The 23038-nt window shown below is 74.9% G+C and carries 22 protein-coding genes; 10 read left to right on the plus strand and 12 right to left on the minus strand.

Going from position 1 to position 23038, the window contains the following annotated elements:
• The first annotated feature begins 96 nt into the window (after nucleotides 1-96).
• Together pta and OG989_RS01565 are read left to right on the plus strand one after the other, a co-directional pair.
• Nucleotides 97-2169, plus strand: coding sequence for a phosphate acetyltransferase (pta, locus tag OG989_RS01560; RefSeq protein ID WP_327029492.1), 2073 nt, complete (start codon nucleotides 97-99; stop codon nucleotides 2167-2169).
• On the plus strand, nucleotides 2166-3317 hold the full coding sequence (locus OG989_RS01565; RefSeq protein ID WP_327029493.1) for an acetate/propionate family kinase: 1152 nt from the start codon (nucleotides 2166-2168) through the stop codon (nucleotides 3315-3317). Before pta ends, OG989_RS01565 begins: the two co-directional genes overlap by 4 nt.
• A 26-nt stretch (nucleotides 3318-3343) precedes the next feature.
• Here OG989_RS01565 and OG989_RS01570 read toward each other — a convergent pair whose 3' ends face one another.
• Both OG989_RS01570 and OG989_RS01575 read right to left on the minus strand, forming a co-directional pair.
• Nucleotides 3344-3862: a hypothetical protein gene (locus tag OG989_RS01570; RefSeq protein WP_327029494.1), complete on the minus strand. Its 519-nt coding sequence runs from the start codon at nucleotides 3860-3862 to the stop codon at nucleotides 3344-3346.
• A 194-nt stretch (nucleotides 3863-4056) separates the two neighbouring features.
• Complete coding sequence (locus OG989_RS01575; RefSeq protein WP_192581597.1) at nucleotides 4057-4227, minus strand: hypothetical protein; 171 nt, start codon at nucleotides 4225-4227, stop codon at nucleotides 4057-4059.
• A gap of 158 nt (nucleotides 4228-4385) precedes the next feature.
• Here OG989_RS01575 and OG989_RS01580 point away from each other — a divergent pair, with 158 nt between their 5' ends.
• Together OG989_RS01580 and OG989_RS01585 are read left to right on the plus strand one after the other, a co-directional pair.
• Nucleotides 4386-5276 (plus strand): alpha/beta hydrolase family protein, encoded by an 891-nt coding sequence (locus OG989_RS01580; protein ID WP_327029495.1) that lies wholly within the window; start codon nucleotides 4386-4388, stop codon nucleotides 5274-5276.
• 369 nt (nucleotides 5277-5645) lie between these two features.
• Entirely contained in the window at nucleotides 5646-6641 is a 996-nt protein-coding gene (locus OG989_RS01585; protein ID WP_327029496.1) for an alpha/beta hydrolase family protein, read from the plus strand.
• Nucleotides 6642-6758: 117 nt separating this feature from the next.
• On the opposite strand, the gene OG989_RS01590 is transcribed toward OG989_RS01585, so the two are convergent.
• The 3 genes from OG989_RS01590 to OG989_RS01600 form a co-directional block, all read right to left on the minus strand.
• The gene (locus OG989_RS01590; RefSeq protein WP_327029497.1) at nucleotides 6759-7721 is read right to left on the minus strand and encodes a zinc-binding dehydrogenase; all 963 of its coding nucleotides are present in this window, start codon (nucleotides 7719-7721) and stop codon (nucleotides 6759-6761) included.
• Nucleotides 7722-7816: 95 nt separating this feature from the next.
• Entirely contained in the window at nucleotides 7817-8992 is a 1176-nt protein-coding gene (locus tag OG989_RS01595; RefSeq protein WP_151457053.1) for an NAD(P)-dependent malic enzyme, read from the minus strand.
• 140 nt (nucleotides 8993-9132) lie between these two features.
• Nucleotides 9133-9483, minus strand: a complete 351-nt coding sequence (locus OG989_RS01600) for a S24 family peptidase (protein ID WP_151457052.1) — start codon at nucleotides 9481-9483, stop codon at nucleotides 9133-9135.
• A gap of 86 nt (nucleotides 9484-9569) precedes the next feature.
• Between OG989_RS01600 and sodN the strand changes: the two genes are divergently transcribed.
• The gene (gene sodN, locus OG989_RS01605) at nucleotides 9570-9974 is read left to right on the plus strand and encodes a superoxide dismutase, Ni (protein ID WP_088998581.1); all 405 of its coding nucleotides are present in this window, start codon (nucleotides 9570-9572) and stop codon (nucleotides 9972-9974) included.
• Between the two features lie 188 nt (nucleotides 9975-10162).
• Nucleotides 10163-10570, plus strand: a complete 408-nt coding sequence (locus OG989_RS01610) for an ATP-binding protein (protein WP_132231108.1) — start codon at nucleotides 10163-10165, stop codon at nucleotides 10568-10570.
• A 42-nt stretch (nucleotides 10571-10612) separates the two neighbouring features.
• Here the strand turns inward: OG989_RS01610 and OG989_RS01615 are convergent, their stop codons facing one another.
• Complete coding sequence (locus OG989_RS01615) at nucleotides 10613-11047, minus strand: hypothetical protein (RefSeq protein WP_442791903.1); 435 nt, start codon at nucleotides 11045-11047, stop codon at nucleotides 10613-10615.
• On the opposite strand from OG989_RS01615, the gene OG989_RS01620 reads away from it, so the two are divergent.
• Together OG989_RS01620 and OG989_RS01625 are read left to right on the plus strand one after the other, a co-directional pair.
• Entirely contained in the window at nucleotides 11046-11996 is a 951-nt protein-coding gene (locus OG989_RS01620) for a diacylglycerol/lipid kinase family protein (protein ID WP_327029499.1), read from the plus strand. The genes OG989_RS01615 and OG989_RS01620 overlap by 2 nt on opposite strands.
• Nucleotides 11997-12447: 451 nt before the next feature.
• Nucleotides 12448-12705, plus strand: coding sequence for a WhiB family transcriptional regulator (locus tag OG989_RS01625; protein WP_007072794.1), 258 nt, complete (start codon nucleotides 12448-12450; stop codon nucleotides 12703-12705).
• Between the two features lie 89 nt (nucleotides 12706-12794).
• Here OG989_RS01625 and OG989_RS01630 read toward each other — a convergent pair whose 3' ends face one another.
• The 4 genes from OG989_RS01630 to OG989_RS01645 form a co-directional block, all read right to left on the minus strand.
• Nucleotides 12795-13556 carry a sirohydrochlorin chelatase gene (locus OG989_RS01630; protein WP_327031091.1) on the minus strand — a complete coding sequence of 254 codons (762 nt, stop codon included), beginning with the start codon at nucleotides 13554-13556 and terminating at the stop codon, nucleotides 12795-12797.
• Nucleotides 13557-13633: 77 nt separating this feature from the next.
• Nucleotides 13634-14419, minus strand: coding sequence for a phosphoadenylyl-sulfate reductase (locus OG989_RS01635; protein WP_151457354.1), 786 nt, complete (start codon nucleotides 14417-14419; stop codon nucleotides 13634-13636).
• Nucleotides 14416-14574 (minus strand): IS1 family transposase, encoded by a 159-nt coding sequence (locus OG989_RS01640; protein ID WP_121399684.1) that lies wholly within the window; start codon nucleotides 14572-14574, stop codon nucleotides 14416-14418. The genes OG989_RS01635 and OG989_RS01640 overlap by 4 nt, the downstream gene beginning before the upstream one ends.
• Before the next feature lie 70 nt (nucleotides 14575-14644).
• A complete protein-coding gene (locus tag OG989_RS01645) occupies nucleotides 14645-16360 on the minus strand; it encodes a nitrite/sulfite reductase (RefSeq protein WP_151457355.1) in 1716 nt (571 codons plus the stop codon).
• Between the two features lie 431 nt (nucleotides 16361-16791).
• On the opposite strand from OG989_RS01645, the gene OG989_RS01650 reads away from it, so the two are divergent.
• Entirely contained in the window at nucleotides 16792-18216 is a 1425-nt protein-coding gene (locus OG989_RS01650; RefSeq protein WP_327031092.1) for a glycosyltransferase family 39 protein, read from the plus strand.
• A gap of 156 nt (nucleotides 18217-18372) precedes the next feature.
• Here OG989_RS01650 and OG989_RS01655 read toward each other — a convergent pair whose 3' ends face one another.
• Nucleotides 18373-19980, minus strand: a complete 1608-nt coding sequence (locus OG989_RS01655) for a histidine kinase N-terminal domain-containing protein (protein WP_327029500.1) — start codon at nucleotides 19978-19980, stop codon at nucleotides 18373-18375.
• A gap of 25 nt (nucleotides 19981-20005) precedes the next feature.
• A complete protein-coding gene (locus OG989_RS01660) occupies nucleotides 20006-21037 on the minus strand; it encodes an SIS domain-containing protein (protein WP_132231368.1) in 1032 nt (343 codons plus the stop codon).
• Between the two features lie 245 nt (nucleotides 21038-21282).
• Between OG989_RS01660 and OG989_RS01665 the strand changes: the two genes are divergently transcribed.
• A complete protein-coding gene (locus OG989_RS01665; protein ID WP_327031093.1) occupies nucleotides 21283-23034 on the plus strand; it encodes a tetratricopeptide repeat protein in 1752 nt (583 codons plus the stop codon).
• Nucleotides 23035-23038: the final 4 nt, after the last annotated feature.

Genomic DNA, 23038 nt, shown 5'->3' on the forward strand with positions numbered 1-23038 from the left:
GGTACCGGCCACCCCGCCGACGGAGTGAGACGAGGATCCTGCCTGCTCAGGGTTTGGATCTCGGCGGGTATCTGCACGATCTTGTAGCGTGGGGGCGTGGCCCGGAGCGTGTACGTGACCAGCGTGGGTTCGGGCGGCGGGAAGTCGACCATCGCCCTCGGCCTGGCCGAGCTGTTGTCCCGGCAGGTCGAGCGGATCGGCGCGTTCCGGCCGCTGGTGCGCGGGGACGGTCCCGACCCGATCCTCGCCCTGCTCAGTGACCGCTACCGGATCGAGCTTCCGCTGGCCGACCTGAGCGGCACCAGCTACGCCGAGGCGACCGCGCTGGTCGCCGACGGGCGGCGGGAGCAGCTCATCGCCGGCATCGTCGAGCGCTACCGGGAGGTCGAGCGGCGCTGCCCCGCCGTGGTCGTGGTCGGCAGCGACTTCGCCGACGGCGGCGACGGGGCCGGCCCCCGCGAGCTGGCCTTCAACGCCCGGCTGGCCACCGAGTTCGGCAGCGTGGTGGTGCCCGTCGTCGACGGCTTCGGGCAGGAGCCGGCGGCGATCGCGGCCGCCGCGCGCGGGGCGTACCACGATCTGGAGGACCTGGGGGCGACGGTGCTGGCGGTGATCGCCAACCGGGTTCCCGGCCCGATGACGCTGCCCGAGCTGCCCGTGCCCACGTACGCCATCCCGGAGGTGCCGACCGTGTCGGCGCCGACGGTGGCCGAGGTGGCGGCGGCGCTCGGCGCCACCCTGCTCGCCGGTGACGACGACGCGCTCAGCCGCGACGTGCTCGACTACGTGGTGGGCGCGGCGCACGTGCCGACGCTGCTGGACCACCTGACCGAGGGCGCCCTGGTGATCACCCCCGGCGACCGGGCCGACCTGCTGGTGGCGGCGAGCGCCGCGCACGTGGCCGGGCAGGTCTCCGTCTCGGGGCTGGTGCTGACCCTCGGCGAGCAGCCCGACCCGCGCGCGATGCGGCTGGTCGAGGGCCTCAACACCGGGCTCGCGGTGCTCTCCGTGCCCAGCGACAGCTACGACACCGTGGCCGCCTCCAGCCGGATCGAGGGGCGACCCAGCGCGGCCAACCCGCGCAAGGTGGAGGCCGCGCTCGGCGCGTTCGAGCGCTGCGTGGACACCGACGACCTGGCCCGCCGGCTGCGGGTCAGCCGCTCCGAGCGGGTCACCCCGCTGATGTTCGAGTACGACCTGATCGACCGCGCCCGGGCCCGGCGCCGGCACCTCGTGCTGCCGGAGGGGGCGGAGGAACGGATCCTGCGGGCCACGGAGATCCTGCTGCGCCGGGGCGTCGCCGACATCACCCTGCTCGGCCGCCCCGACGACGTCGCCCGGCGCACCCGCGAGCTGGGCATCGACATCACCGGCGCCCAGGTGGTCGACCCCGTCGCCAGCGAGTGGCGCGACGAGTTCGCCGCCACGTACGCCGAGCTTCGCGCGCACCGCGGCATGACCCCCGACCTGGCCCACGACATCGTCGCCCAGCCGAACTACTTCGGCACGCTGATGGTCCAGACGGGGCACGCCGACGGGATGGTCTCCGGCGCGACGCACACCACCGCCGCCACCATCCGTCCCGCGTTCGAGATCATCCGAAACGTGCCGGGCGTCTCGGTGGCCTCCAGCGTCTTCTTCATGCTGCTCGCCGACCGGGTGCTGGTCTACGGCGACTGCGCCGTCAACCCCGACCCGGACGCCGCCCAGCTCGCCGACATCGCCATCTCCTCGGCCGACACCGCCGCCCGGTTCGGCATCGAGCCCCGGGTCGCGATGCTCTCCTACTCCACCGGCAGCTCGGGGGCGGGCGCCGACGTGGAGAAGGTCGCGGCGGCCACCAAGCTGGTCCGCGAGCGCCGGCCCGACCTGCTCGTCGAGGGGCCCATCCAGTACGACGCGGCCATCGACCCGGCCGTGGCGGCGACGAAGCTGCCCGGCAGCGACGTCGCCGGCCGGGCCACGGTCTTCATCTTCCCGGACCTCAACACCGGCAACAACACGTACAAGGCGGTGCAGCGCTCCGCCGGGGCGGTGGCCGTCGGGCCGGTGATGCAGGGCCTGCGCCGGCCGGTCAACGACCTGTCCCGGGGCGCCACCGTGCCGGACATCGTCAACACCGTGGCGATCACCGCCATCCAGGCCGCGGCCACCGAGGAGTCGTCATGAGCGGTCCCGCCGCCCCGCAGGAGCGCCCGGCCGGTCGCGTCCTCGTCCTCAACTGCGGGTCGTCGTCGGTGAAGTACCGGCTCTTCGACGGCGACCGGGTGGTCGACAAGGGCACCGTGGAGCGGGTCGGCGAGGCCGGCGGCGGTCCGGCCGACCACGAGACTGCCGTCCGGGGCATCCTCGACGGGCTGGACCTCACCGGGCTGGCCGCCGTCGGGCACCGGGTCGTGCACGGCGGGAAGCGGTTCGGCGAGCCGGTGCTGATCGACGACGAGGTGCTGGCCGCGATCCGCGACCTGGTCCCGCTCGCGCCGCTGCACAACCCCGCCAACCTGGCCGGCATCGAGGTCGCCCGGGCGGCGCTGCCGGACGTGCCGCAGGTCGCCGTCTTCGACACCGCGTTCCACACCACCCTGCCCGAGGCCGCCGCGACCTATGCGATCGAGCGGGACACCGCCGAGCGGTACGGCATCCGGCGCTACGGGTTCCACGGCACCTCGCACGCGTACGTGTCGCGGCGCACCGCCGAGCTGCTCGGCCGCCCGTACGCCGACGTGAACACGATCACCCTGCACCTCGGCAACGGCGCGAGCGCCTGCGCGGTGGCCGGCGGCCGGAGCGTGGCGACCTCGATGGGGATGTCCCCGCTGGAGGGCCTCGTGATGGGCACCCGCAGCGGCGACCTGGACCCGACCGTGATCTTCCACCTGCGCCGCGAGGGCGGGCTCTCCGTCGACGAGATCGACGACCTGCTCAACCACCGCAGCGGCCTGCTCGGGCTGACCGGCGCCAACGACATGCGCGAGGTGCTCGCCCGCCGGGCGGACGGCGACCCGGCGGCGGCGCTCGCCTTCGACGTCTACTGCCGGCGGATCACCGGCTACGTGGGGGCGTACTACGCACTGCTCGGCCGGGTGGACGCCGTCACCTTCACCGCCGGCGTCGGCGAGCACGCCGCCCCGGTCCGCGCCGCCGCCCTGGCCGGCCTGGACCGGCTCGGCATCGCGGTGGACCCCGAGCGCAACGCCGGCTCCGGCGACCGGGTCGTCTCGCCGGAGGGCGCCGAGGTGACCGTCTGCGTCGTCGGCACCGACGAGGAACGCGAGATCGCCCTCCAGGCCCGCGCCGTCATCGAGACCGCTGGCTGACCGCTCGGACCGTCACCCACGCCGGCTCAGCGGCGGGCCTTTCCGCGTCGCCTGGCGGCCCGGGTGCGCCGGACGCGGTCGCGCCCTCGGCCCCGCCGGGGTGGTGCGGGGGCGGGCCGGTCGAACATCCCCGTCGGAACGAGGGCCGCGAAGAGGAAACCCCCGCCCAACGCCGCGCCCAGCAGCCCGAACGGGATGCCGCCCCAGGAGTTGAGGAAGAAGACCGAGTCGTCGGTGTTGCCGTTGGCGGCCACGAACTCCGCCGGCCGCTCCGGATCGACCCAGAGCATCATCTCCTCCGGAGGCTCCTCGACACAGCCGCCGGCCGAGCCGCAGAGGATGCGCTCGTTGTGCTGGACGCCGCCGTACTCGTACCAGACCTGGACGGTGTCGGTGCCGCCGCCGCGTCCGACGGTGTCGCGGCGGTCGCTCACGGTCGCCAGTACCGGGACGCCGTCCGCCCGCAGCCGCTCCGCCTTGGTGTGCAGGTGCCACTTGTACGTCCCAATGGCCACCGCGTACGTCAGCCCCGCGAGCAGCAGCACCAGGCCGAGGGCGGCACTGCCCCGGTGGATGCCGCGAAGACCGGAGCGGAGCCTCCGCCACCGCCCCGGAACGCGCCCCGGGCCCGCCGCCGACTCCGGGCTTCCCGTCGGCGGCTCCCCCACGCCCGGCTTCGGGCCTCCCGTCCGCGGCTCCCCCGCGCCCGGCTCCGGGCCTCCAGGCGGCTCCACGCCGGTCAGCCCAGCGCGAGCCAGACGAGGAGGGCGACCAGCACGACCGCGACCGCCGCCGCGCCGACGAGCAGCGGCGTCCGGGACGCGCCGGCCGGGGCCTCGGGCTCGGCGGTGTGGGCGTAGGCGCGGAACGCCTCGGTGTTGCCGCTCGGGTCTGTGCGGTTCTCAGGCATGGCGGTGACCCTAGCGACACCGGTTGCCCGCCGCCGTCCCCGGCGCGCGTCCCGGGGTCAGGTCGAGCCGGCCGGTGGAGACGATCCGGCCGGGTGGTGAGGGCGTCCGGTCCGGACGGCGGGACCGCTGCGGGCCGCCGGGCACCTACCGTGAATCCGTGGGGACAAAGCGGCTGGTCGCCGCACTGATGACGACGCTGCTGGCCGGTTGCGCCCCGGCGGGTGCCGCCGCGCCCGGCACACCGCCGCCGGCCCGTCCGGCGCCCGTGGCCGCCTACGCCGTCGGCGTACGCACGTTCACCGTCGACCCGACCTCGGCGCGCCCCCTGCCGGTGACCGTCTGGTACCCGGCGGAGGGCGACGCCGTGGCCGCCGGGCGCTTCCCCGTGGTGGTCTACAGCCACGGGCTGCACAGCCTGCCCGAGCTGCACGCCGGGCTGACCGCGCGCTGGGCCGCCGCCGGGTTCGTGGTCGCCGCCCCGGCCTACCCGCACACCCGGCGCGGCGCGGCCCGGTTCAGCCGTGCCGACGTACGCCACCAGCCGGCCGACGGCTGGCGGCTGATCCGGCACCTGACGCGGCTCGACGCCCGGGCCGGAGACCCGCTCGCCGGGCACCTCGACGTCACCCGGGTCGCCGCCGCCGGCCACTCGGCGGGCGGCTTCACCACGGCCGGCATGTTCACCTCCGGACGCTCGGGGCGGCTGCGCGCCGGCATCGTGATCGCCGGCGGCGGAACGGCCGGCAGCTTCGCCGGGCCGGCGGCCCCACTGCTCTTCGTGCACGGTACGGCGGACAAGATCGTGCCGGCGACGGTCGGCCGCGCCGCATACCAGCGCACGACCGGCCCGACCGCCTTCCTGAGCCTGCTCGGGCAGGGCCACGGCGAGTACCTGAACCCGGGGCGGCCCGGCTTCGACCAGGTCCTGGCCACCACCACCGACTTCCTCCGCTGGACGCTCTACGGCGACCCGGCCGCCGGCCGCCGGCTGCCCGGCGACGCCCGCCGCCCCGGCGTGACGCTCTACGAGACCCGCCCCGCCCGCTGACCCTCCCGAGCGGACGCCCGGCGCCCGGCCGGTCCCCGTCTGGAGCCCCAGCGGCCCCGGCGGGCGAAGGACGCCGCCGGTCTCGCCCGCCTGAGTGCCACCGAGCGGCAGTCGGGATCGGTCGACGCTCCGCCGGCCTCCGAGCCGCCGCCCGCCCAGGCCGATGGAAACTACTCATCAGGAGAGCGGGCTGGTGCGCCAACCAACGGTGATCAGGACGCCATGGACCCTAAAACCACCGGATAACGTCCATGGCGTCCTGATCACCGGGGCACCACCAGCGGCCCGGGCGCGGGCAGCGCAGCGGATGGCGGCGTACTGCGGCGGTCTGCGGCGGAGCGGGGCGCGCCGCGAGGCACAATCGTTCCCATGCCGCGACGTGTCACCCCCGCCCTGCTCGCCTCCGCACTGCTCACCGCCGGTCTGGTCGGCTGCTCCGACGACGCCGGGCCGGCCCCGCAGGCGGCAGGCTCCCAGGCGGCTCCGCAGGTGACGGCCTCGGCGCCGCCCGCACAGGCGGCCGGCCCCACCCCGCAGGTGCCCGTCGGCACCGCACCCGAGAAGGCCTTCGCCGTCGGCGTACGGCAGCTGAAGCTGAACCGCGACGGGAAGCGCCCACTGCCGGTGACCGTCTGGTACCCGGCCGCCGGAAAGCCCGGCGGGCAGCCGGAGCGGTCGGCGGACGCCGCCACGGGGAAGTTTCCCGTGGTGATGTTCAGCCACGGGTTGAGCGCCCGACCGGCCGACTACGAGACGCTGCTCACCCGCTGGACGGCGGCCGGGTTCGTGGTGGCCGCGCCGACCTTCCCGCACACCGCGCGGGGTGGCGACGGCAACGTGCTCGACGTGCTCAACCAGCCGGCCGACGTGTCGTACGTGCTGACCCAGGTCCTCGCCCTCGACGGCAAGGACGGCGACCCGCTGCGCGGCCGGCTGGCCACGGACCGGGTGGCGGCGGCCGGGCACTCGGCCGGCGGGGTGACCACCATCGGCCTGTTCACCGCCGGCCGGGACGAACGGCTGGACGCCGGGGTCGTGTTCGCCGGCACGGCGCTCGGCGTCGGCACCGCCTTCGCGGGCGCCGCCGCCCCGCAGCTCTTCGTGCACGGCGAGGCCGACGAGGTGGTCGAGTACGCCGCCGGCAAGGCCGCCTACGACAGGGTGCCCTGGCCGAAGGCGATGCTGAGCCTGCCGAAGGGCGACCACGGTCGGGCGCTGCTCAGCGACGGCGCCACGCTGCGGGTGGTCTCGGACACCACGGTCGAGTTCCTGCGCTGGTCGCTCTACGGCGACCAGGCCGCCAAGGGCCGCATCCCCACCGACGCCGCCCGCGACGACGTCGCCACCCTCGACAACCGCCTCTGACCGACGGTGGCCTCCCTGGCCGGGAAGGCCACCGGACCCGGCGACACCGACGGTGGCCTCCCGACCGGGGAGGCCACCAGGGCCCGCTCGTCGCGGGCCCCACGGCGACGGCGGGCCTCAGGCGGTGTGGTCGACGACGACCTTGCCGAAGACGTCGCCGGAGTGCAGGCGGGCGAAGGCGTCGGCGACCTCGCCGAACGGGAGCACGGAGTCCACCACCGGGCGCACGCCGCGCTCGGCGCAGAACGCGAGCAGGGCGGCCAGCTCGTCGGGGGTGCCCATCGAGGTGCCCAGGATCTCCAGCTGCATGGCGAAGACCCGGCGCAGGTTGACCTTCGGCTCGTGTCCCGAGGTGGCGCCGGAGACCACGATCCGGGCCATCGGCGCGGCGGACTTCAGCGAGTGGTCGAAGGTGGCCGCGCCGACCGTCTCGATCACCACGTCGACCCGTTCCGGCAGCCGGGCGCCGGGCTCAACGGCGGTGGCGCCCAGCTCGGCGATCCGTTCCCGCTTGGCGGCGTCCCGGCTGGTCGCGTACACCCGCTTGCCCATCGCGGCGGCGAGCGCGACGGCCGCGGTGGCCACGCCCCCGCCGGCACCCTGGACCAGCACGGCGTCGGCGTCGTCGACCCGGCCCACGGTGGTCAGCATCCGCCACGCGGTCAGCCAGGCCGTCGGCAGGCAGGCCGCGTCCGTCGCCGCCAGGCCCGCCGGCAGGGCCAGCAGGTTCGACCGGGGTACGGCGACCCGCTCGGCCAGCGTGCCGGGGAAGTGCTCCGAGAGGATGGAGATGCCGCGCGGGTCGCCCGGGGTGGGGATGACCGGGTAGACGACGACCTCGTTGCCGTCCGGGTCCACCCCGACGGCGTCGCAGCCGAGGATCATGGGCAGCTGCTCGGCGCGCAGCCCCACCCCCCGCAGGGACCAGAGGTCGTGGTGGTTGAGGGAGCTGGCCCGCACCTGCACGGTCACCCAGTCGTCGGCCGGGTGGGTCGGCTCGGGCTGCTCGCCGACGGTGAGCGCGGCGAGCGGGTTGGCGTCGTCGAAACGGGAGACGAAGGCGGCACGCATGATCGGCACGGTAACAAGCCGAGCCCCCGGCAAGAAGGGCACCGACGCGAGGAAGGGCTCCTTCCTGTCGCCTGAGCGATAGGAAGGAGCCCTTCCTCACACGTTCAGCGGGTGACGCCGTCGCGGCGGGCGGCCTCGGCGACCGCCTCGGCCACCGCGGGGGCGACCCGGGGATCGAGCGGGGACGGGACGATCGCCTCGGCGGTGAGCGACTCGGCCACCACGCCGGCGATCGCGTCGGCGGCGGCGACCTTCATGCCCTCGGTGATCCGGGTGGCCTTGGCGTCCAGCGCGCCCCGGAACACACCCGGGAAGGCCAGCACGTTGTTGATCTGGTTGGGGTAGTCGCTGCGGCCGGTGGCGACGACCGCCACGTGCCGGGCGGCCACCTCCGGGTGCACCTCGGGCGTCGGGTTCGCCAGGGCGAAGACGATGCCGCCGGGGGCCATGCCGGCGACCGCCGCCTCGGGGATCTGCCCGCCCGAGACGCCGATCAGCACGTCCGCGTCGCGCAGCGCCTCGGTGATGTCGCCCTCGCGACCGTCGGCGTTGGTGGCCGCCGCCAGCTCGGCCTTGGTGCCGGTCAGTTCGGGCCGGTGCCGGCCGATGATCCCCTTGGAGTCGCAGACGACCACCTGGTCGGGGTTCACGCCGCCGGCGATCAGCATCTTCGTCACCGCGACCCCGGCCGCGCCGGCGCCGCTGACCGTCACCCGCAGGTCGCCGAGCTTGCGGTCGAGCAGCCTGGCGGCGTTGCGCAGGGCGGCGAGCACGACGATCGCGGTGCCGTGCTGGTCGTCGTGGAAGACCGGGATGTCCAGGGCCTCGTCGAGGCGGCGCTCCACCTCGAAGCAGCGCGGGGCGCTGATGTCCTCCAGGTTGATCCCGCCGAACGACGGGGCCAGCGCCCGCACCACGGCCACGATCTCGTCGACGTCCTGGGTGTCCAGGCAGACCGGCACCGCGTCGACGCCGCCGAACTGCTTGAACAGCACCGCCTTGCCCTCCATCACCGGCAGCGAGGCGCGCGGGCCGATGTTGCCGAGCCCGAGTACGGCCGAGCCGTCGGTGACGACCGCGACGGTGTGCGACGCCCAGGTGTAGTCGTCGGCGAGCGTCGGGTCGGCGGCGATCGCCTCGCAGACCCGGGCCACACCCGGGGTGTACGCGAGGGAGAGGTCCTCGCGGCTGGTCAGCGGGACGGTCGAGGCGACGGCCATCTTGCCGCCCCGGTGCAGTCGGAAGACGGGATCAGCGGGGTCCACGGTGGACGATGACATGGTGACTCCAGGATCTGTCGAGCAGACGGGGCGGCCGGCGCGGACGCGAGGTGAGGCGCCGAGCGGCGGCACGCGGTGCGGGGGTCACCCGGGCACGTCTGGAGCATAGTGTCGCCACCGTCACACCGGTGTGAGCGGGGTCATATCCGCTGTGGGCGCACCCGCGCGGGCCGGGGCCAGTAGCGGGCCACCACGCGGCCCCGCACGTCGGCCACCCCGTACGCCCGGGAGTCGTCGGTGACCAGGTCGTTGTCGCCGCGCAGCCACCACCCGCCGTCCTGGGCGCGGATCGCGCGCTTGACCACGAGCAGGTCGGGGCGGCTGCGGAAGACCGCGACGACGACGTCACCGGGGCGGACCGCCCGGCCGCCGGGGCGGACCAGCACCGCGTCGCCGTGCCGCAGCGTGGGCGACATGGACGGACCGGTCACCAGCACGGCGGTCAGCGGCCACCGCAGCCGGGGGGCCACCGTCGGGTGATCGGTCCCCATTGGTTTCCCCTCCACCCGGCCTCCCCGGAGCGCGTCCAGGAGTAATGTCGTCTTGGATCATCGCAAACTTCCCATGGAGGATCCTGATGCGACTTCCGCGCATCCTTACGCCCCGCGTGACCGCCAGCGCCCACTGCGACCTGCCCTGCGGCGTCTACGACCCGGCCCAGGCCCGGATCGAGGCCGAGTCGGTGAAGGCGATCTGCGAGAAGTACCAGGCCAACACCGACCCCGAGTTCCGCACCCGCGCCATCCTGATCAAGGAGCAGCGCGCCGATCTGGTGAAGCACCACCTGTGGGTGCTGTGGACCGACTACTTCAAGCCGGCCCACTTCGAGAAGTACCCGCACCTGCACCAGCTGTTCAACGAGGCCACCAAGCTGGCCGGCGCCGCCGGCGCGAAGGGCGGCACCGACCCGTCCAAGGCCGACGAGCTGCTCCAGAAGATCGACGAGATCTCCAAGATCTTCTGGGAGACCAAGCAGGCGTGACCCTCACCGGTCCGCCGACGATCCGGCCGGCACGTCCCGAGGACGTGCCGGCCGTCGTCGTCATGGCGCAGGAGTGGGTTCCCCGCCAGCTCAGCGGGGCCGCCCCCGATCGCTCCCGCGGCACACGTGGCGGTCCCCACACGTTCGGGCGACCGAGCGGGTAGAGTCCCCGACCGGGGGGATGAGTGGTGACTCAACTGACCGGGCAGCCGACGACCGACGACGACGTCGTGCACCTCACCGTGCCCGCGGACGGGGGCTACCTCGGGGTGCTACGTACCGCCACCGCGGGGCTCGCGGCGCGGCTGCAGTTCGCCCTCGACGAGATCGAGGACCTGCGCATCGCCGTCGACGAGGCGTGCGCGATGCTGCTCGCCATCGCCACCCGCGACGCGGAGCTCGACTGCCGCTTCGCAGTCACGGACGACGCGCTCACCGTGGAGGTGACCGTGCCGACCGTCCGCGGCGCGACGCTCCCCGCCGAGTCGTCCTTCGCCTGGAAGGTGCTCACGGCGCTGACCACGGCGGCGGCCGCGACGGCCTCCGACGGCCGGGCCACCATCTCGCTGCTCACCCGCCGCGCCTCCGGCTACTGACCGGCCGCCCACCCGGCGCCGGGCCGCGCGGGCCCGGCGGGGTCACTCGAAGCCGAGGGCCCGGGTGGTGGGGGTGCTCACCAGCAGAGCGGTCATCCCGAGGCCGAGCGCCATCAGCGGTACGCCGAGCCACCCCATCCCGCCCTGGACCATGAACCAGCCGATGGGCAGCAGCATCAACTGGAGCACGATCGCCGGTGCCCGGGCTCCCGCCTTCCGGCGCGCCAACGCGCCGCCCAGCGCCCAGAGGGCCGCCGCCGCGCCGATGGCGAACGCGGTCACGAGCAACGCCGACGTGAGGTCGGTGGTCGTGGCGGTGAGATCGGCCCAGAGCAGCCACGCGGCGACCAGTCCCACGGCGACCGCCTCGGCCCGCAGCAGCCGGACCGCCCAACTGAGGGTGGCGGGGGTCGGGTCGGAGTCGATGGTCACGCGCGCCACGATACCCGTGGTGGCGCGCGGTACAGTGCCGCCCATGCGGGCCGTCCTGGTGGTCAATCCGAAGGCCACCACCACCAGCGAGCGCAGCCGGGACGTCCTGGTCCGGGCACTGCGCAGCGAAGTCGACCTCTCCGTGCGCTACACCCGGCGACGGGGGCACGCGACCGACCTGGCGCGCGAGGCGGCCGAGGAGGGCGTCGACGTCGTCGTGACGCTCGGTGGCGACGGCACGGTCAACGAGGTCGTCAACGGCCTGATGGCGGCGCAGCCGCCGACCATACCCGCCAGCACCACGCCGGCCGAGCGGCTGCCCGCCCTGGCGACCGTGCCGGGGGGCTCGACCAACGTCTTCGCGCGGGCACTGGGCCTGCCCCGGGACTGGCCGGACGGGACCAGCATGATCCTGGAGGGCCTACGGCTGGGCCGCTACCGGACGATCGGGCTCGGCCGGGCCGACGACCGCTACTTCACCTTCTGCGCGGGCTTCGGCCTCGACGCGGCCGTCATCCACCGGGTGGAGCAGGCCCGCCGGCGGGGCCGGGTCTCGACGCCCTCGCTCTACTTCCGGTCCACCGCGGCCCAGTACTTCCTCAACTCCGACCGTCGCCATCCGGCGATCAGCCTGGAGCGCCCGGACGAGTTGGCGGAGGGCGAGCTGGCAACGGTCATCATCCAGAACACCGCGCCGTGGACGTACCTGGGCGACCGCGAGGTCAACCCGAACCCGGAGGCGTCGTTCGATCTGGGCCTGGACGTGCTCGCCCTGCGGCAGCTCCGGGTGGCCAGTACGACACGCACGGTGACGCAGTTCTTCTCCCGGACCCCGGATCCACACGGCCGCCAGGTGCTGCGGCTGCACGATGTCGCGGAGTTCACCCTGGTCTCGGCCCGTCCGCAGGCGTTCCAGCTCGACGGCGACTACCTTGGCGAGCGGGAAAAAGTCAGATTCACATCCATTCCCGCCGCACTGAGAGTAATCTGCTAGGTCTCGGGTACTGCCCTAGGTCGACGCGGCCGCGACACCGGACCGATGCGACGGCCGCCACACCGAGGGGCTGTGCCGGAAATGTCAGCAATGTCACGCGGACTGTACTATATTGATCCTCGACAGTGGTACGCCGGGTAACCAGGAAGGCGCTGGAATCCGGACAAAGGGGTTGTGGGCTTGCTCACCGCCCGGAGTTTTTCCGAGCGTCACCCTTGACATCCCGGGCGTTCGTGAAAGTATTCACAAGCGAACTTGAGTTACCGGGACATTGTTTGGATAGGCTCGTCAGGTTGAGCTGTTCCAGCAGGTCCGCGGGGCCGACACAGCCTGCTCACGCACTGCCGAATAGGCGTACGCGAACCGTCACCATTCGGCGCTGCGGATGCATATAGGAAAAGCAACAGAAAGCAATCTCTGCCACCCACCCAGAATGAGGAGTGTTGCCGCCATGGACTGGCGTCACCATGCTGTCTGCCGCGACGAGGACCCGGAACTGTTCTTCCCGATCGGGACGTCCGGGCCGGCTCTCCTGCAGGTCGAGCAGGCCAAGGCCGTCTGCCGGCGCTGCTCCGTGACCGACCAGTGCCTGCAGTGGGCGCTGGAGTCCGGTCAGGACGCTGGCGTCTGGGGCGGGATGAGCGAGGAGGAGCGGCGGGCTGTCAAGCGCCGCGGTGGCCTCCGGGTGCTGCGCGCTCACTCCGCCTGATCCCCCACGCACCAGTCAGTACGCCCCGGCCGGGTACGCCCGCCGGGGCGTACTGCTGTCCGAGCCTGTATTCGTGATCCGGATTCCGATCACGACCCGGCCGTGATCCCGGCCAACCGGCTCGCCGCGTCCACGCGCCGCAGGACCAGATCGGCCAGCTCCGGCGCGTCGGTCAGCGGGGCGGACACCGCCACCGCACCGGCGCCCCGCGCCGCCGTGGCGACGGCGTCGTGGAACAGGCCCGGAGCCAGGAAGTACGCCGACACCGCCACCCGCCCGGCGCCCCGCGCCCGCAGCCGCGCCACCGCCGCCGCGACGGCCGGCGGGGCCGCCGAGGCGTACGACACGCGGGTGGGCACGCCGAGACCGGCGCGCAGCGCGGCAGCCACCCGGCCCACCGACCCGCGCGCCCGGGCGTCCCTGGTGCCGGCCGCAGCCAGCACCAGCCCGTCGAAGCGCCCCGCCCCCGCCTCACCCAACCGCCGGTGCAGGCCCGCCAGCAGACCGGCGTCCACCGCCCCGTCGGCCGGGCCGAGCACGTCGGTCACCCGTACCGCGATCGGTGGCCCCGCCTCCCGGGCGGCCGCGACCGCCGCCGGGACGTCCACCCGCCGGTGGTACGCCGCCGTGAGCAGCAGCGGCACCAGCACGGCCCGGGGGTGCCCGGCGGCGGCCAGGTTCCGCAGCACGGCCGCCGGTCCCGGCTCGGTGTGGTCCAGCCAGCTCGCCAGCACCGGCGTGCCCGGCCGGGCGGCCGACACGGCCCGGGCCAGCGCCCGGGTCGCCTCGGCGGCCCTCGGGTCCCGGCTGCCGTGGGCGACCAGGACCACCGGGTCGGCCACCTCCGACAGCCCGACCGGCCGCCACGACCCGGGCGCCCCTGACGGCCCGGGCGCCCCCGACGCGGGAGAGCCCGGGATCGGCCCGGTCAGACGTGCAGGCCGCACTCGGTCTTCTCGAACATCGCCCAGCGGCCGGCCCGGGGGTCCTCCCCCGCCTTCGTGCGGCGGGTGCAGGGCCAGCAGCCGATCGAGCCGTAGCCCTGCTTGAACAGCTCGTTGACCGGCACGTTCCAGCGGGCGACGTAGGCGTCCACGTCGGCCTGCCGCCAGGCCGCGATCGGGTTGACCTTGACCTTGCCCCGGCGCGCGTCGAAGGTCACCACCGGCGTGTTCGCCCTGGTCGGCGACTCGTCCCGGCGGAGCCCGGCGGCCCAGGCGTCGTAGCCGGCGAGCGCCCGCTCCAGCGGCTCCACCTTGCGCAGCTGGCAGCAGTCGTCCGGAGCCTTGTTGAACAGGCGCGGGCCGTACTGGCCGTCCTGCTGGCCCACGGTCAGGCGCGGCCGGATCGAGCGCACGTTCACCGGCAGCGTCCGGGCCACCTCGTCGCGGACCCGGAGCGTCTCCGGAAAGTGCAGTCCGGTGTCGAGGAAGACCACGTCCACCCCCGGGGCGACCCGGGAGACCAGATGGGCCAGCACGGCGTCGGCCATCGAGCTGGTGACGCAGAACCGGGCGCCGAAGGTCTCGGCCGCCCAGCGCGCGATCTCCAGCGCCGGCGCGCCCTCCAGGTCCCGGCCGGCCGCCTCGGCCAGCGCGCGCAGCTCGTCGGGGCCGCGCCGGGCCGCGTCGGCCGGAGCCGGGGCGCCCAGGCCGACCAGGCCCAGGCCCGTCGCCGAGACGAGACCGGGCCGGTCGCCCGTGCCCCCGCTCACCGGGCCACCGCCCGGCCGAGCAGGCCGGTGAACTTCACCGTGAACACCCGGGCGCACGCGTGACACTCCCAGGCGCCGTGGCCGGCCTCACTCGGCCGCAGGTCCTCCTCGCCGCAGTACGGGCAGTACAGCGGCGCGGAACGGGTCTCGCTCATCGCGTCACCTCGCTTCGCTCGGCACCGCGACGAGGCCCCACGGCACCCCTGGTTCGCTCGCTTCGATCGCTCATCGGAGTTCCTCCTCGTCGACCCTGATCACCCAGTTGGCGAACGTCTCGCCCGTCTCCCGGCCGGCCAGGTAGCGCCGGGCCAGCCGCTCCACGTACGCCGGAAGCTCCTCGGCGGTGGTCTTCAGACCGCGCAGCTTGCGGCCGAACCCGGCCGTCTGTCCCTCGGCCATGCCGAGCCCGCCGCCGAGGTGGACCTGGAAGCCCTCCACCTGGCGGCCGTCCGGGCCGACGACGAGCTGGCCCTTGAGGCCGATGTCGGCGACCTGCGTGCGGGCGCAGGCGTTGGGGCAGCCGTTGAGGTGGATGGAGATGTCGGCGTCGAAGTCGCGCAGCCGCTCCTCCAGCCGGGCCACCAGCTCCTCGCCGCGCGCCTTGGTCTCGACGATGGCCAGCTTGCAGTACTCGATGCCGGTGCAGGCCATCGTGCCGCGCCGCCAGGCCGACGGCTGCGCCTCCAGGCCGATCCCGCGCAGCTCGCGCACCAGCGAGTCGGTCCGCTCCGGCGCCACGTCCAGCACCAGCAGCTTCTGGTACGGGGTGAGCCGCACCCGCCCGCTGCCGTGCGCCTCGACCACGTCGGCCAGGCGGGCGAGCTGCCCGCCGGATACCCGGCCCACCACCGGGGCAGCCCCGACGTAGTTGCGCCCGTCGCGCTGCGGGTGCACCCCGATGTGGTCCACCGGCCTGTCGGGCAGCTGCGGGGCCGGGCCGTCGAGCAACGCCCGACCCAGGTACTCCTTCTCCAGCACCTCGCGGAACTTCTCCACGCCCCAGTCGGCGACCAGGAACTTCAGCCGGGCGCGGTTGCGCAACCGGCGGTAGCCGTAGTCGCGGAAGATGCCGACCACGCCCGCCCAGACGTCCGGCACCTCCTCCAGCGACACCCAGACGCCGAGCCGCTTGGCCAGCATCGGGTTCGTGGACAGGCCGCCGCCGACCCAGACGTCGAAGCCCGGCCCGTGGTCCGGGTGGTCCACCCCGAGGAAGGAGATGTCGTTCGCCTCGTACGGGGTGTCGACCAGCCAGGAGATGGAGGTCTTGAACTTGCGCGGCAGGTTGGAGTACGCCTTGTCGCCCACGTAGCGGCGGACGATCTCGTCGACCGCCGGCGTCGGGTCGAGCAGTTCGTCGCGGGCCACCCCGGCGACCGGGCTGCCCAGCACCACCCGGGGGCAGTCGCCGCACGCCTCGGTGGTCTGCAGGCCGACGGACTCCAGGCGGCGCCAGATCTCCGGCATGTCCTCGACCCGGATCCAGTGGTACTGGATGTTCTGCCGGTCGGTGATGTCGGCGGTGTCCCGGGCGAACTCGCGGGAGATGTCCGCGACCACCCGCAGCTGCGCCAGGCTCAGCTCGCCCCCGTCCACCCGGACCCGGAGCATGAAGAACTCGTCCTCCAGCTCGTGCGGCTCCAGCACGGCCGTACGGCCGCCGTCGATGCCCGCCTTGCGCTGGGTGTAGAGGCCCCACCAGCGGAAGCGGCCACGGAGGTCCTGCGGATCGATCGAGGCGAACCCCTGGTGGGCGTAGATGTTCTCGATCCGGGCCCGTACGTTCAGCGGGTCGTCGTCCTTCTTGATCCGCTCGTTGGGGTTGAGCGGCTCGCGGTGACCGAGCGCCCACTGACCTTCACCTCGGGGCCGGCGGGGAGTCCGGGCCGGTCGGGGGGACGTCGGGTCCCCGGCCCGGGCCGGGATGCTGCTGACCGCCATGGCGGCGTCCTCCGTTGTCTGCGGTGCCTCGGGAACACGCAAGGCGCGCGGCCGACCCGTCGGAACGGGCTGGCGACAACGGTGTCGGAACAGCCGGCGCGCGGCGCGCCCGAGACAGAGTGGTCGGGCGTCGTCAGTGGGCCGGACAGATCGCGCTGCGCACGCGGCCGTAGTCGACGTGGCGACGAGCCACGAAGCGGCGGACGACAGCGGCGGTCATGGAGGTCATGCTGCCACACCCGACGGGGGCCGGCCAACGAGTGCGTGCGGGATCCCACATCACGGGCCACACGTCGCGGGCGCGCCGAGACCGCTGACGCCGCGCCCGATCGGCGGATCCGCGCACCGGACGGCCGGACTGTGTGACGCTGCGGTATGTGACCGGTTCCGCTGACCCGCCCGGCGACCGCGTCCCGCCGGTGCGCGAGGCGGTGAGCGGGCCGGATCGCACGGGTCGGCTGATCTGGATCGGGCCGAGCCTGGCCACGCTGGCCGTGGTACTGACCGGGATCGACCACGCGCAGCCGTGGCGCGACGAGTTGGCCACCTGGAGCGCGGCGAGCCGGTCCCCCGGGGACCTCGTCCGGCTCGCCGGCACCATCGACGCCGCCACCAGCCCCTACTACCTGTTCATGCACGCCTGGGTGGCCGTCTTCGGCGACTCGGTGACCGCGCTGCGGCTGCCCGCCGCACTGGCCATGGCCGCCACGGCCGGGCTGACCGCGCTCCTCGGGCAGCGCCTGCTCGGTGCCCGGGCCGGGCTGCTCGCCGGGCTGCTCCTCGCGGTGCTCCCGGGCACCTCGCGGTACGGCCAGGAGGCCCGCCCGTACGCGCTGGCCACCTTCCTGGCGGTGCTGGCGACTCTGCTGCTGGTCGAGGCGACGGCCCGACCCCGGTGGACGCGCTGGGCCGGGTACGCCGTCGCCGTGGCCGCGCTCGGGCTCACCCACCTGGTCGCGCTCACCCTGCTCGCCGCGCACGCGGTGGTGGTGCTCGCCACCCGCCGTACGGGGCCGCCGAACCGCCCGCTGCGCTGGGCGCTCGCCCTGCTGCCCACCGTGCTGCTGCTGACCCCGCTGGTGCTGCTCGCCAGGGAACAGCGCTCCCGGCAGCTCGGCTGGGTGGACGCCGTCCGCCCCGACGACCTGGCCGCGCTCGCGGGCGGGGTGGCGCAGAGCGGGGTGGTGGGCGGGGTCCTGGTGGGCCTCGCAGCGCTCGGCGCGGCACGCCTGGGCCGGCGCGCCCTGCTGCCCGGGCTCGCCGTGCTGCTGCCCGTGCTGCTGCTCTTCGCCGCGGGGCTGGTCGTACCGCTCTGGGTGCCCCGGTACCTCGTCTTCGTGGTGCCCTTCGCCTGCCTGCTCGCGGGCGCGGCGCTGGCGACGGTGCCGCTGCCGCCCGCGTTGGCCGTCGTCGCCCTGGCCGGGCTGCTCGGGCTGCCCGACCAGGCGGCGCTACGGCGTACCCACGAGTGGCCGCGCAGCGCGACGGTGGACTACCGGGGCGCGGCCCGGATCGTCGCCGACGGCCAGCGGCCGGGCGACGCGGTCGTCTACTCCCCCCGGCAGAGCTGGCTCTTCCTCGACCTGGGTCTCGCGTACCACCTGGGCGACCGTCGGCCCCGCGACGTGCTGGTGACGCAGGACCAGGCCCGCAGGGGGGACCTGTGGGCCGCCGAGTGCACCCGGCCGGCCGGGTGCCTGGCCGGCACGGAACGGGTCTGGCTGGTCGTGGCCGGCCGCCGCGACGATCCGCTGGCCACCGTCCCCGGCGCCAAGGGCGACGCGCTGCGCGCCGGCTACACCGTCGAGCGGGTCTGGCCGCGCCCGGGACTCACCGTCGCCCTGCTGACCCGCTGACCCACCCACCCCACCCCACCCCGCCCCGCCCCGGCTCCGGCGACCGGCTTGATCGGTTGACGGGGAGCCGGGGTCGTGGGGCCTCCGGGGCCGGTTTCCGATCAACTGATCGTGGCCGCCCCCGGCACCCCCGGCCCTCGCGCCGGGGTGGGTGGGTCAGCCGGCGGGACGGCCCTCGGGGGCGTTGCGCACCAGCGGGACGACGAGCGTCGCCTCGGTGCCGCCCTTCGCGCCGTCGCGCAGCTCGATGGTGCCGCGCAGCTCGCCGGTGACCAGCGCGCGGACGATCTGCAAGCCGAGGTTGCCGCTCCGCTCGGCGTCGAAGTCGGGCGGCAGCCCACGCCCGTTGTCGGTGACCGAGACGTGCAGCATCTTCCGGAACCGGTGCGCCGACAGCACCACCTCCGGCTCGACCGGACCAGCCGCCTCCGCCACGGGCGCCCCCGGGGCTGGCGCGGCCGGGGCGGGGGTGCCGGGACCGGTCGGGACGACGGGCGTCTCGGCGGCCGGCGGGAAGCCGTGCTCGACGGCGTTGAGCAGCAACTCGTTGAGCACCATCACCAGCGACGTGGCGACCTCGGCGGGCAGCACGCCGAAGCTGCCCTCGCGGCGCATGCCGACCGTGGCCTCCGTCGCGGCCACCTCCGTGGCGGCGCTGGCCACCCGGTCGACGATGCCGTCGAACTCGACCGCCTCGTCGCTGGACATGGAGAGGGTCTCGTGCACCAGCGCGATGGAGGCGACCCGGCGTACCGACTCCTCCAGGGCCACCCGGGCCTCCGGCATGGACACCCGGCGGGCCTGGAGCCGCAGCAGCGCGGCGACGGTCTGGAGGTTGTTCTTCACCCGGTGGTGGATCTCCCGGATGGTGGCGTCCTTGGTGATCAGGGCGCGGTCGCGGCGGCGTACCTCGGTGATGTCGCGGACCAGCACCAGCGCGCCGATCGGCACCCCGGCGGGCATCAGCGGCAGCGCCCGGGTGAGCATCGTCGCGCCCCGCGCGTCGATCTCCCGGCGGGGCGGCGCCTCGCCGCGCAGCGCCGCGAGGATGCCGTTCGCCGCGTCCGTGCCCTCCAGCGGATCGCTCGCCAGCCGGCGGTGCAGCGCCGCCAGGTCCTCGCCCACCAGGTGGGAGGCGTAGCCCAGCCGCCGGTACGCCGACTGCGCGTTCGGGCTCGCGTAGGTGACCTTGCCGCCGGCGTCGAGCCGGACCAGCCCGTCGCCGACGCGCGGGGCCGACGTGGTCTCCCCGGGATGGCGCGGCGGCGGGAAGGTCCCGTCGGCGATCATCTGGGCCAGGTCGTCGGCGGTGGTGAGGTAGTTCAGCTCCAGCTGGCTCGGGGTGCGCGCGGTGGAGAGGTTGGTGTCCCGCCCCACCACGGCGATCACCTCGCCGGCCTCCCCGTCGGTGGTGCGCAACCGGACCGGGATCGCCTCGTGCCGGGCCGGCACGTCGCCGTACCAGACCGGGTCGCTCTCCCGCCAGATCCGGCCCTGCCGGTGGGCCACCTCCAGGTGGGCCACCTCGGGCCCGCCGACGATCCGCCCCACCTGGTCGTCCAGGTACGCGGTGGGCGCGGTCGTCGGCCGGACCTGGGCGACGCAGAGGAACGCGCCGTCACCGTCCACGGGCACCCAGAGCAGCAGGTCGGCGAAGGACAGATCGGACAGCAACTGCCAGTCGCCGGCGATCCGGTGCAGGTGGTCGATGTCGGCCGGGCGGAGGCGGGTGTGCTCCTCGGCGAGGTTGCGCAGCGTGGACACGTCGACCAGCGTGCCACGACGGGCGTCACATCGTCGCGGTGACCTTCTTCAGCCCGCGCGGCGCGTCCGGGTCCTCGCCCCGGGCGAGCGCCAGCGCCAGCGCCAGGCGCTGCAACGGCAGGATGTCCAGCAGCGGCGCGTACCGCTCGTCGACCTCGGGGACGGCCATCCGGGTGGCGCCCTCGACGTCGGCGGAGCCGACCACCACCACGTCGGCGCGGCGCTCGCCGAGGCGGGGCAGCACCTCGCCCATCGACCGGCCGCCCGGCCCGGAGCCGACCACGGCGAGCACCGGCACGTCCGGGTCGGTCATGGCGAGGGGGCCGTGCAGCAGGTCGGCGCCGGAGAACGCGAGCGCCGGCAGGTACGAGGTCTCCATCAGCTTCAGCGCGGCCTCGCGGGCGGTCGGGTACGCGTACCCCCGGCCGGTGGTGACGAGCTGGCCGGCAAACCGGTAGCGGGGCGCGAGCTGGGTGGGGGTGGTGTCCTCCAGGGTGCGCGCGGCCAGCTCGGGCAGGGCGGCGAGCGCCTCGCGTTCGTCGGCGGGCAGCGCGCCGTCGCCGGCCCGGACGCCCTCGACGAGCATCAGCAGGGCGAGCAGCTCGGCGGTGTAGGTCTTGGTGGCGGCCACCGCGCGCTCGTGCCCGGCGGCGATGTCGACGCTGAGCTCGGCGACGCCGGCCAGCCGGGAGTCGGGCGCGTTGGTGACCGCGAGGGTCAGCGCGCCGGAGGCACGGGCGGTGCGCAGCACCTCGGCGAGGTCGGGCGAGCCGCCGCTCTGGCTGACGCCGACGACCAGCGCGTCGGAGAGGTCCGGCTTCGCGCCGTAGAGGGTGACGACGCTGGGCGAGGCGAGGCCGGCGGGCAGGCCGAGCCGGATCTCGGTCAGGTACGCCCCGTAGAGGGCCGCGTGGTCGGAGGTGCCCCGGGCGGTGAAGACCACGTGCCGCGGGCGGCGCTCCGCGATGACCGCCGCCACCCGGGCGATCGCCCCGGCGTGCTCGGCGGAGAGCAGCCGCTCGTAGCCCGCCGGCTGCTCGTCGATGTCGGCCGCCATGCCGGCCCCTGCACGCGTCACGAAAACTCCTCCCACTGCGCGATTGCCGCGCGTTTCCTGCTCAGTCTTGCACGTTTGAGCTGGCCTGAGCAATCGAACGAACAGTAGTGCGCAGATGATCACCATCTCGACGCAACATCACCTAGGCTTGCCCGGCCCCACCGACCGACGAGCGAGAGGACGACGTGCCCGAGGACGACCGGTCGCTGTCCGTGGCGGAGGAACTTGCCCTGGCTCGTCTGGCCATGGACGACAACGACCTGGCGCACGCCGCCGGTCACGTCGCCGCCGCGCTGGCCCAGGCCCCGACCCTGCCCGAGGTGCACGAGACCCTCGCCCGGCTCGCCGCCACCGACGGCGCGGGCGGCGTCGACCTCTTCCCGCTCCAGGGCCACGCCTTCGTCGGCGCCGTCGTGGCCCGCGCGCACCTGCTCGCCGCCGCCGGCCGGCCCGCCGAAGGGCTGGACCTGCTGGTCGCGGCGACCAGCCACGCGCCGGGGACGGACTGGGCCGGGGTGCCGTGGGTGACCACCCCGGAACTCGCCGAGCGCCTCGAACCGGACCGGGCCGCCCGGATCCTGATGCAGGTCTGCGCCGCCGTGCCCGACCCGGTGCCCCGGGCCGGCCGGACCGCCCTGGCCCCCTACCTGGCGCTGGCCCGCAACGCGGTCACCGTCCACCCCGAGCACGGCCTGCTGCTCGGCGCGGCGTCCGCGCTGGCCAGGCGCGTCGGCGAGGTCGACCTGGCGATCCGCTGGGCCGCCCGGGGCGTACGCGCGGAGCCGTCGAAGATCGGCGAGGTGTGGCTCGGGTACGCGTACCGCAGCGCCGGGCGCACCCGGGAGGCGCTGGCGGCACTCGGCCGGGCCGTCGCGCACGACCCCGACGACCTCACCGTCTACGCCGACATCGCCGGCACGCTCGCCGACAACGGGCGGCTCGACGAGGCGCTCGACTGGATCGACCGGGCGCTGGCCCGGGACCCCTCCTTCGAGTGCGCCGTGCACACCGCGCACCGGCTGCGGCACCAGCGCGACGGCGACGTGGCGCACCTGGTCGCGCTCGCCGACTTCGTCCGGGACCATCCCGACGACACGCACGAGCACGGCGACCTGGCCGAGAGCTGCCGGGGCCGGCCCTGGCTCGGGCAGGTCACCCCGGCGACCGGGCCCGTGGTGGACGCGCTGCGTCAGGCCGTCACCGACGAGCGCGTCGGCCTCGGCGCCGTACGGCTGGACCAGCCCCCGCCGCCCAGCGCGCTGCGTGCCGCCGCGACGGCCGCGCCCGGGCTGCGGATCGAGGTGGCCGGCGTGCCCGACCCGGACCCGCGCGAGCCCCGGCGGGCGACCGCCCGGCAGCTCTGGCGGCCCGACGGGACGACGGTCGTGCCCGCCGTGCCGGCGCCCACGCCGGAGGCGGCGGCGCGGCTGCGGCAGCTCGCCCACCCGGCGTGGCCACACCCGCCGGCGGCGTACGACGCGGCGGTGGGCCTGGCCACCCTGGAACTGGACGACCTGCTCGGCCTGCTGGCGCACCCGCCGGAGGCGCCGCCGACCGCGTTGGGCCGGGTACTCGGGCAGGACCCCTCGCTCTGGGTGCGCTGCGTCCAGGTGTGGGCGTGCCTGGGCCTGCTGCACCACCGCACCGACGAGCCGTGGGCGGAGTCGACCCGGCGCCGGGTGCTGCTGGACCTGGTCTGGGGGGTCGAGGACTGGGTCACCGAGGCGGCCCTGTTCGCCCTGGTCACCGCCGCCTGGGTCGACCCGGACGTGCGCGCCGACGTGGCCCGGGTGGTGACCGAGCGGCTGGCCGACGTGGCAGCGGTCGCCCGGACCCGCCCGGCGCCGATCGCGCCGTCGCTGGCGCACCTGGCCCTGGCCAGCCCGGCCCTGGATCCGGAGACGGCGGCCCTGGCCACCGCGCTTACGGCCACCGCGCCGGTCCCCCGGCCGCGTTCCCGCCTGCGCCGCCTCTGGGGGCTCCTCAGGCGCCGGTGAGCCG

It is taken from the genome of Micromonospora sp. NBC_01740, assembly GCF_035920365.1.
Taxonomy (GTDB): Bacteria; Actinomycetota; Actinomycetes; order Mycobacteriales; family Micromonosporaceae; genus Micromonospora; species Micromonospora reichwaldensis.

Bases quoted from the DNA above. Each gene is read 5' to 3' on its own strand.
- OG989_RS01615 (WP_442791903.1), bottom strand. From the start codon at position 11,047: ATGGGCGGCACTGTACCGCGCGCCACCACGGGTATCGTGGCGCGCGTG.
- OG989_RS01665 (WP_327031093.1), top strand. From the start codon at position 21,283: ATGGACGACAACGACCTGGCGCACGCCGCCGGTCACGTCGCCGCCGCG.
- OG989_RS01660 (WP_132231368.1), bottom strand. From the start codon at position 21,037: ATGGCGGCCGACATCGACGAGCAGCCGGCGGGCTACGAGCGGCTGCTC.
- OG989_RS01645 (WP_151457355.1), bottom strand. From the start codon at position 16,360: ATGGCGGTCAGCAGCATCCCGGCCCGGGCCGGGGACCCGACGTCCCCC.
- OG989_RS01575 (WP_192581597.1), bottom strand. From the start codon at position 4,227: ATGCCTGAGAACCGCACAGACCCGAGCGGCAACACCGAGGCGTTCCGC.
- OG989_RS01640 (WP_121399684.1), bottom strand. From the start codon at position 14,574: ATGAGCGAGACCCGTTCCGCGCCGCTGTACTGCCCGTACTGCGGCGAG.
- OG989_RS01625 (WP_007072794.1), top strand. From the start codon at position 12,448: ATGGACTGGCGTCACCATGCTGTCTGCCGCGACGAGGACCCGGAACTG.
- OG989_RS01565 (WP_327029493.1), top strand. From the start codon at position 2,166: ATGAGCGGTCCCGCCGCCCCGCAGGAGCGCCCGGCCGGTCGCGTCCTC.
- OG989_RS01585 (WP_327029496.1), top strand. From the start codon at position 5,646: ATGCCGCGACGTGTCACCCCCGCCCTGCTCGCCTCCGCACTGCTCACC.
- OG989_RS01620 (WP_327029499.1), top strand. From the start codon at position 11,046: ATGCGGGCCGTCCTGGTGGTCAATCCGAAGGCCACCACCACCAGCGAG.
- OG989_RS01600 (WP_151457052.1), bottom strand. From the start codon at position 9,483: ATGGGGACCGATCACCCGACGGTGGCCCCCCGGCTGCGGTGGCCGCTG.
- sodN (WP_088998581.1), top strand. From the start codon at position 9,570: ATGCGACTTCCGCGCATCCTTACGCCCCGCGTGACCGCCAGCGCCCAC.
- OG989_RS01595 (WP_151457053.1), bottom strand. From the start codon at position 8,992: ATGTCATCGTCCACCGTGGACCCCGCTGATCCCGTCTTCCGACTGCAC.